General features: G+C 67.0%; 1 protein-coding gene. It reads right to left on the reverse strand.

The features are described from left to right. The coding region (locus CXQ89_RS17750; RefSeq protein WP_146067303.1) for an HNH endonuclease signature motif containing protein at nt 1–624 on the reverse strand (624 nt) is incomplete at both ends.

Genomic DNA, 624 nt, shown 5'->3' on the forward strand with positions numbered 1-624 from the left:
CAGGGTGTGCCGTTGATGGTGGTGATGGTCCATTGTTCTTTGTGGGTCAGGTGGTGGTGGCCGGTGCAGAGGAGGGCGCCGTTATCCAGGTCTGTGGTGCCGCCGTGGGACCAGTAGGTGATGTGGTGGGCTTCGCACCAGGGGGCGGGGATGGTGCAGTTGGGGAAGGTGCAGCCTTGGTCGCGGGCGGTGAGGGCGAGGCGTTGGGTGGGGGTGAAGAGCCGGGTTTTGCGGCCGAGGTCCAGGATTTCGCCGTGGGTGCCGAGGAGTGCGGGGATGATGTCGGCGTCGCAGGCGATCTTGCGGAGCGTGGCCGCGGCGACGGGTCCGGTGAAGACAAAGTTTCCCGTGCCGGTGCCGGGTGGCTTCTCACCGGTGTGGGGGAGGAGGTCCTGGTAGTTGATGGTGGCGATGATTTGGGGTCGGTTGCCGCCGGTGCTGGGCAGGCCGTTGGTCGCGAGGGCAACCTTGGCTGCGCCGACGAGGCCGTCGAGTTGTTTCTGTGGCCGGGTGCGGCGGTCCAGCTCGGGGTCGTTCTCGTTCCACACTTCGTCTTGCCCGGTGCCGGTACTGGTGGTCGTGCGGGGGTTGGTGGCAGCCGTAGTGCCGGTATCCGTGCCGGTT

Source organism: Arthrobacter sp. ZGTC212 (assembly GCF_002929255.1).
Classification (GTDB): Bacteria; Actinomycetota; Actinomycetes; order Actinomycetales; family Micrococcaceae; genus Arthrobacter_B; species Arthrobacter_B sunyaminii.